Raw genomic sequence first — 8411 nt, forward strand, 5'->3', positions numbered from 1 at the left:
TTCCCGACCCAAGCCCCCAAGCTGATCGTCGCCATCTCGGTCGACCAGTTTTCGGCCGACCTGTTCGCGCAGTATCGCAACCACTTCACCGGCGGCATGGCTCGCCTGCTGACCGGCGCGGTCTTCCCCTCGGGCTATCAGAGCCATGCCGCGACCGAAACGTGCCCCGGCCACTCGACCATCCTGACCGGCTATCGCCCCGCCCATACCGGAATCATCGCCAACAACTGGGTCGACCAGTCGGTCGGTCGGCCGGACAAGATCGTCTATTGCTCGGAGGACGAGCGCGTTCCCGGCAAGTCCCATACCGACTATGTCGTGTCCGACATGCACCTGAAGGTGCCGACGCTGGGCGAGCGGATGAAGACCGCCGATCCCCGCGTCCGCACCGTCTCGGTCGCGGGCAAGGACCGCGCCGCCGTGATGATGGGCGGCCACAAGATGGACGAGATCTGGTGGTGGGACGGCAAGACCTATGTCTCCTATGCCGGTCGCGCCGTGCCCCCGGTCGTGGAGCGGACCCGCAAGGCGGTCGCCGACCTGATCGCCAAGCCCCAGGCCCCGCTGCCGCTGCCCGGTTTCTGCAAGCCGCTGGACCGCGAAATCACCGTCGGCGGCCAGACACTCGGCACCGGCCGCTTCCAGCGTGCGGCGGGCGACCTAGCCGCCTTCCGCGTGTCGCCTGCCTCCGACGCGGCAGTGCTCGCCATGGCGGCGGGCTTCGTCCAGGACATGAAGCTGGGCCAGGGTCCGCAGACCGACATCCTGTCCGTCGGCCTGTCGGCAACCGACTATATCGGCCATGCGCTGGGCACCCAGGGCACCGAGATGTGCATCCAGATGGCCGAACTGGACCGCTCGCTGGCGGGCTTCTTCGAGGTGCTGGACGCCACCGGCGTCGATTACGAGGTGATGCTGACCGCCGACCACGGTGCGCACGACATGACCGAGCGGCAACAGATCCGCGCCATGCCGATGGAAAGCCATGTCTCGCTGGAAGCCGATACGAAGATCATGTCGGCGGCGGTCGCCAAGCAGCTCGGCCTGCCCGAGAGCCCGCCGGTGCTGATGAGCGCGGAGAGCGACGTCTATATCAACCGCGCCCTGCCCCCCGCGACCCGCGCCAAGGTGCTGGCCGAGGCCAAGCGCCGCTATGAAGCGCAGCCGCAGGTCGCCGCCGCGCTGACCCGCGAGGAAATCGCCGCGACGCCCTGGCCGAAGACGCCGCCGGAAACCTGGACGCTAAAGGAGCGCGCCCGCTCCTCCTACGACCCGGAGCGGTCGGGCGATCTGCTCGTGCTGCTCCGGTCGGGCGTGACCACGATCGAAGAACCCCGCCCCGGCTATGTCGAGACGCATGGCTCGCCCTGGGACTATGATCGCCGCGTGCCGATCCTGTTCTGGCGCAAGGGGATGACCGGGTTCGAGCAGCCGCTGTCGGTCGAGACGGTCGACATCGCCCCGACACTGGCCGCGACGATCGGCTTGCCGATCCCGGGCGTCGATGGCCGCTGCCTGGACCTCGATCCGGGCCCTGCGGATACGTGCAAGAAGTAAGCCCTCTTTCCTCCCCTTGCAGGGGAGGTGGCAGGGCGAAGCCCTGACGGAGGGGTATCACGCTATCGAGACGGTGAAACCCCTCCACCAGCTTCGCTGGTCCCCCTCCCCTTACAGGGGAGGAATTTTGGTTAAGCCCGCTCCACGCGATATTCGATCGGCTTGAAACTGCCCCCATTGGATGCGGGCGCGGAACACGCGGTCAGGCCGATCACCAGGTCCATATGGGCCACGAAGCGGATATGGTCGCCCGGACCGCTCAACGGTGGCAGCACCTCCAGCTTGCCGCTCTTTCCGTCGACGGGCACGTTCATGAAGCAGTTGAACGCCACCGGAATGCGGTCCGGCACCACGCCATAAGGCTCCAGCACCGCCGCGAGATTGCCGAAGCATCCCCGATGGCGCGGCAGGTCGGGATAGAAATGGTCGAAGGTATCGACCGAGCACGGCGTCAGCAGGAAGTCGTGCATCCCGACCGTATCCTCGACGATCTCCAGCATCACCCGCGACCGGTTGGAGTAGAGCTTGTGCCCCTTGGTCAGCCGGATCGTCTCCGCATAGTCGAGCGTCCGCCCTGACGAGATCACCTCGTCCAGATCGTCGGCGTTGAAGGCCAATAGATCGGCGACCTGTCGCCCGCGCGGGTCGATCACGGTCAGGCTGTCCCCCTTGGACAGGCGAAAGGCGTCCCCGCTGCGCGGTGGGATCTCGACGGTCGCAGCGTTCATGCCTTGGCCTCGCCCGGCGCACCCGCATAGTGAAACGGACAGCGCCAGCCCTCCTCGACGACTCGGCCGCTATATTGCCGCGCCTCGCTCATTTCGCCGTGGCGGGCGAGCATGGGATTGCGCGTGCCCGCCAGCGCTTCGTCGCGCATCATGATCTTTTCTCGCATCGTCTCATATTTGCCCTGCGCACGCAGCGTCTCGAACTGGTCGTGCAGGTTGAAGATCATCGCCGGGCGCGGGAAGCGCCGGGCAGGGCGGCTAGCATGGGGATGCAGCCCGACGACGAAAAACGCCTCACCGCCAAAGGACAGCGAGAAATGCGGATCGTCGGGATCGGCGCTGACCCGCTCATCCCAGTCCTGGCCCAGCCAGACATCCTTGTCGGACAGCGATTGGATACGCGCCCATACCGCGCGCTCGAACGCCGCTTCGTCCAGCTCGTCAGGTCCGGCGAAGACGACCGCGAGGCTGCGGAACAGTTGCGGCTCGGCCCGGTAACGCGCAGCAAGGCGGCGCAGGCAGTCGTGAATCCGCAGATCGTCCCAGGCGCTTGCAATGTCGCGGGCGCCCAGGATTTCCAGGGTGCCGCGCGCCATCGCCGCCCTGGCGCCGACGCAAGGAAAATCCGCAGCGGCGATATGATCGCGCAACAAGGCGGCCGACTCCGGCTCGCTCGGATCATGCGCGGGAAATAGGGTGCTGTTATGGTTCGACATCGCCCGGCTGAACGTGCGCCGGACAGCCGCCGTTCCGCGAAAACTGTTTTTCGCCAATATATTGCCGGTCAATGCTCCATTGAATTGATAGAGATCAACATCGCCGTGCGATCCGTTGCCAGTCAGCCGCGCTGCTGGGCCAGTCTGGGCACGTCGATCGATGATTTTGAGATCAACCGGACCGGCGATGGTCGGCGATAATGGAAACCCTGCTGCCACCGTGCACCGCTGACATGGGCAAGCTGGACCATCGCCTGGTTCTCCACCCCCTCGATAATGACCGTGCCGCCCAATTCCCGGATCAGGCCGATCAGATGCCGCAGGCTCTGGGCGACGCCTCCGTCCGTCATGGCCCTGTGGAGGAACAGCGCGTCGACCTTCACCAATGCGGGCATGAGGTCCATCAATTCCCGGATGGTGGTGAAACCCGCGCCGAAATCGTCGAGCGCCAGTGTCGCACCGGCCGCGCGGAGCGCCCGAGCGAAGGCCACCGCTTCATCGAGGCGAAAAATCGGTTCGGTCTCGGTAATCTCGACGATCAGCCGGCTGGCGATGTCCGGTCGGTCGGTCAGGTCGCGTAGGATCTGGCGCCACCACCCGCGCAGATGTGCCGAGGTGGCCGAGATGTTGAGCCCCAATGTCGCGGTCGGATCGGCGCGTAGTTCGGCCAGGACGTGATGCGCCATCAGCTTGTCAAAGGCCGACGCCATGCCGAGCCGCTCGAGCGCGGGAAAGATCACGGCCGGGGACAGGCTTTCGCCCTGATCGCCGAACCGCGCCAGCGCTTCGTGATACAGGATGCGGCCGCTGTCACAGCAATCGCACACTGGTTGCCAATGCGGGTTCAACCGCCCGTCGCGCGCGCAGGTAAAGGCATGGGCCACCACCTGCATATCGCTCTTGTAAATCGCGAACCAGCGCTCGCCATGATCGGATCGCATATCGCGCGGCGTGCGGTAGCGCGGGATGTTGAGCGCCTGCCAAGATATCACCGCGTGAACGGCCGCACCCATTTGCCCCGTCACCAGATCGATCGGGATGGGCTCTGCGGTCAGTTGATAGGGAAGGCTGGCCAAGCGGTCGGGGTCGATAGGGCCACCGCTGCGTATGTCCCCCAGGATCAGGAAACGGCCAAAATCGCGCTCCGACTCCACGCGCAGGCCCGCCTGCCGCAGCCGGGTCTGCACATGACCCATGACCAGATCGGCAACAACAACACCCCAGCAAGCCTCGAGCAATTCGAGATTGCTGATCTCGATATGATGAATCGCAGCTGGCAAAGCACTCATCCTTTTGTGCCGCGTTGCCAGTCGTGAAGCCAACCTCCCCAGCTGCGACTCATAATAACGCGGCGAGGGATTAGTGACATTATGCAATAAGACAATCAGAGACGATATACGTTAACCACGATTTATCGAATCGGCTGCTATTGATAACTGCCGAAATAGGCGCTGCCGCCATTTCAGCAATTATCAATCGGGTCGAGGTTAACCATCTTCATTAACCAGACCGGCACAGCACTTCCATGAAGTTAGTCCAGATTGGGGCGTAACCAACGTGTTGCCTGCGGCACGTCCACGCCGCGCCGAGCGGCATAGTCGGCCACCTGATCCTCACCGATCCGCGCCACGCCGAAATACTCGGCCTGGCCATGGCCGAAATAGAAGCCGCTGACCGCCGCCGTCGGCAACATCGCGAAGCTGTCGGTCAACTCCAACCCGACCGCCTGTTCCGCCCCCAGCAGGTCGAACAGCGTCCGCTTGATGCTGTGCTCGGGACAGGCGGGATAGCCCGGCGCGGGGCGGATGCCGCGATATTGTTCGCGGATCAGCGCCTCGTTGGTCAGTTGCTCGCCCGCCGCATAGCCCCACAGGTCCGTGCGGACATGCGCGTGCAGCCGCTCGGCAAAAGCCTCGGCCAGGCGGTCGGCCAATGCCTTGAGCAGGATGTCGTTATAATCGTCATGCCCGCTGCGGAACCGCTCGATATGCGCGTCGATGCCATGGATGCCGACCGCGAAGCCGCCGATCCAGTCGCCCGCCGGATCGATGAAGTCCGCCAGGCACATATTTGCGCGGCCTTCGCGCTTGGCGATCTGCTGGCGCAGGAAGGGGATGCGGGTTTCCTCGCCCTCGGTGGTCAGGATCACGTCGTCGCCATCGCGACGGCACGGCCACAGCGCGGCGACACCGCGCGCGGTCAGCCACTTCTCGGCAATGATCGTGTCGAGCATGGCCTGCGCATCGGCATAGAGGCCGCTGGCGCTCTCGCCGACCACTTCGTCGGCCAGAATGGCGGGGAAATTGCCCGCCAGTTCCCAGGCGCGGAAGAAGGGCGTCCAGTCGATATAGTCGCGCAGGTCAGACAGGTCCCAATCCTGATAGACATGCACGCCGGGCTGTTTGGGCTCGCCCGCCTTCAGCGCCATGTCCGCGACGAAGCCGCGCGCGCGCGCTTCTTCCAGCGGCAGCAGGGCATTGGCCCCCTTGCCCTCGCGCGCCTTGCGAACGGCTTCGTAATCGGCGGCGACCTGCGCGACATAGGGGTCGCGCTGGGTATCGGACACGAGCGTCGTCGCCACGCCGACCGCGCGGCTGGCGTCGAGGACATGGACCACCGGCCCCTCATAGGCGGGCGCGATGCGAAGCGCGGTGTGAACCTTCGAGGTCGTCGCGCCACCGATCAGCAGCGGCATGGTCATGCCTGCCCGCTGCATCTCCTCGCCGACCGTCACCATCTCGTCCAGCGACGGTGTAATGAGGCCCGACAGCCCGATCATGTCGGCGTCATGCTCGACCGCCGAGGCAAGGATCTTCGACCAGGGCACCATGACACCGAGGTCGACCACCTCGAAGCCGTTGCACTGGAGCACGACGCCGACGATGTTCTTGCCGATATCGTGGACGTCGCCCTTCACGGTCGCGAGCACGATCTTGCCCTTGCCCTTGGCACCCGGCTCCTTCGCCGCCTCGATGAAGGGGAGGAGATGCGCGACCGCCTTCTTCATGACGCGGGCGGACTTGACCACCTGCGGCAGGAACATCTTGCCCGATCCGAACAGGTCGCCGACCACGTTCATCCCGTCCATCAGCGGACCTTCGATCACCTCGATCGGGCGGGCAAAGGTTTGGCGGCACTCCTCGGTATCGTCGACGACATGCGCGTCGATACCCTTGACCAGCGCATATTCCAGCCGCTTGGCGACCGGCAGGCTGCGCCATTCGGCTGCCTGCTTCTCGGCGACCGCATCGGTGCCACGATAGCGCTCGGCCAGCGCCACCAGCCGCTCGCCCGCCTCGGGATCGCGGTTGAGCACGACATCCTCACACGCCTGGCGCAGCTCGGGGTCGATCGTGTCGTACACGTCGAGCTGCCCGGCATTGACGATCGCCATGTCCATCCCCGCCGGGATGGCGTGGTAGAGGAACACCGAGTGCATCGCGCGGCGCACCGGCTCATTGCCGCGGAAGCTGAACGACAGGTTCGACAGGCCGCCCGAGATATGGACGTGGGGGCAGCGCGCCTTGATCTCGCGGCACGCCTCGATGAAGTCGACGCCGTAATTGTTATGCTCTTCGATGCCGGTCGCGACCGCAAAGACATTGGGGTCGAAGATGATGTCCTCGGGCGGGAAGCCGATGGACATCAGCAGGTCATAGGCGCGGGCGCAGATCTCGACCTTGCGGTCCTTGGTGTCGGCCTGGCCGACCTCGTCGAACGCCATGACGACCACCGCCGCGCCGTACGCCATGCAGCGGCGGGCATAGTGAAGGAACGCCTCCTCGCCTTCCTTCATGCTGATCGAGTTGACGATCGGCTTGCCGGACACGCACTTCAGCCCGGCCTCGATCACGCTCCATTTCGAGCTGTCGATCATGATCGGCACGCGCGCGATATCCGGCTCGGCGGCGATCAGCTTGAGGAAGGTGGTCATGGCGTATTCGGCGTCGAGCAGCCCTTCGTCCATGTTGACGTCGACCACCTGCGCGCCATTCTCGACCTGGCTGCGCGCCACCTCCACCGCGCGGGTATAGTCGCCCGCCAGGATCATCTTCTTGAACGCCGCCGATCCGGTGACGTTGGTCCGCTCGCCGACATTGACGAAATTGGTGGAGGATGCGGTCTGGGTCATTTTTTGATCTCTATTCCTCCCCTTGTAGGGGAGGTGGCAGGGCGAAGCCCTGACGGAGGGGTGTCACGCTATCGAGAGGGGGGACACCCCTCCACCAGCTTCGCTGGTCCCCCTCCCCTTACAGGGGAGGAATTACGAGATTACGCCGCCATGGTGAACGGCTCCAGCCCGGCGAGGCGGGTGACGACCGGCGGAGTCGGGACGCTGCGAGGCTTCATCCCCCGCACCTTGTCGGCGATCGCCTTGATATGCGCCGGCGTCGAACCGCAGCAGCCGCCCAGCACATTGACCTGCCCCTCGACCGCCCATTCGCCGACCAGCCCGGCGGTGGTGACGGGGGCCTCGTCATAGGCGCCCAGCTCGTTGGGCAGCCCGGCATTGGGATAGATCATGATCAGCGTGTCGCAAATCTCGCTCAGCGTCTTCACATGCGGACGTAGCTGTTCGGCACCGAAAGAGCAGTTCAGCCCGATGGTCAAAGGCTTGGCATGGCGCACCGCGTGCCAGAAGGCCTCGACCGTATGGCCCGACAGGTTGCGGCCCGACAGATCGGTCAGCGTCATCGACAGCATGATCGGGATGTCGCGGCCCAGCGACTCGCCCGCCTCGATCGTCGCCATGATCCCGGCCTTGGCATTGAGCGTGTCGAACACCGTCTCGATCAGGATGAAGTCCGCCCCGCCCTCGACCAGTGCGTCGATCTGTTCTCGATAGACGTCCTTCAGGTAATCGAAGTCGATCTCGCGGTAACCCGGATCGTTGACGTCCGGCGACAGCGACAGCGTCTTGTTGGTCGGCCCCAGCGCGCCCGCGACGAAGCGGGGGCGGCCGTCCTTCGCCTGATATTCGTCCGCCAGACGCCGGGCGAGCTTCGCGCTCTCGACGTTGATCTCGCGCACCAGATGCTCCGCGCCGTAATCGGCTTGGCTGATCCGGTTCGCCGAGAAGGTGTTGGTCTCGGCGATATCCGCGCCCGCTTCGAAATAGGCGCGGTGGATGGACTCAGGGACTTCCGGCTTGGTGAGCGCGAGGATGTCGTTATTGCCCTTCTGGTCGTGGGTCAGGCCCAGCGTGCCCGCATAGGCCGCCTCGTCCAGCTTCCAGTTCTGGATCTCGGTGCCGAACGCGCCGTCGGTGATCAGGATGCGCTTGGCGGCTTCGGCCAGGAAAGTGTCGCGGGTCGTCATCGTCTTGCTCCTGCTCGCGTGCGAGCGGTTGTTTCTTTTTGGGGTGAGTGAGGCCTGGGGCGTCATCGCCCGTGGCCCTGCCCTCCCCCAT

6 protein-coding genes are annotated in these 8411 nt (G+C 64.9%); 1 reads left to right on the forward strand and 5 read right to left on the reverse strand.

Annotated features, from left to right (window positions below; translation table 11 throughout):
• Window positions 1-1557 (forward strand): alkaline phosphatase family protein (locus SB4_RS17140; RefSeq protein WP_058753550.1); only part of this gene is annotated, 1557 nt, incomplete at its 5' end.
• A gap of 131 nt (window positions 1558-1688) precedes the next feature.
• On the opposite strand, the gene SB4_RS17145 is transcribed toward SB4_RS17140, so the two are convergent.
• The 5 genes from SB4_RS17145 to SB4_RS17165 form a co-directional block, all read right to left on the reverse strand.
• A complete protein-coding gene (locus SB4_RS17145) occupies window positions 1689-2285 on the reverse strand; it encodes a DUF1989 domain-containing protein (protein WP_058753551.1) in 597 nt (198 codons plus the stop codon).
• Window positions 2282-3001: a guanitoxin biosynthesis heme-dependent pre-guanitoxin N-hydroxylase GntA gene (gntA, locus tag SB4_RS17150; protein WP_058753555.1), complete on the reverse strand. Its 720-nt coding sequence runs from the start codon at window positions 2999-3001 to the stop codon at window positions 2282-2284. Before gntA ends, SB4_RS17145 begins: the two co-directional genes overlap by 4 nt.
• A gap of 122 nt (window positions 3002-3123) precedes the next feature.
• Entirely contained in the window at window positions 3124-4281 is a 1158-nt protein-coding gene (locus tag SB4_RS17155; protein WP_193753867.1) for an EAL domain-containing protein, read from the reverse strand.
• A gap of 251 nt (window positions 4282-4532) precedes the next feature.
• The gene (metH, locus tag SB4_RS17160; protein ID WP_058753553.1) at window positions 4533-7133 is read right to left on the reverse strand and encodes a methionine synthase; all 2601 of its coding nucleotides are present in this window, start codon (window positions 7131-7133) and stop codon (window positions 4533-4535) included.
• 140 nt (window positions 7134-7273) lie between these two features.
• On the reverse strand, window positions 7274-8320 hold the full coding sequence (locus SB4_RS17165) for a homocysteine S-methyltransferase family protein (protein WP_058753554.1): 1047 nt from the start codon (window positions 8318-8320) through the stop codon (window positions 7274-7276).
• Window positions 8321-8411 lie beyond the last annotated feature (91 nt).

This window comes from Sphingomonas sanguinis (genome assembly GCF_001476905.1).
Classification (GTDB): Bacteria; Pseudomonadota; Alphaproteobacteria; order Sphingomonadales; family Sphingomonadaceae; genus Sphingomonas; species Sphingomonas sanguinis_B.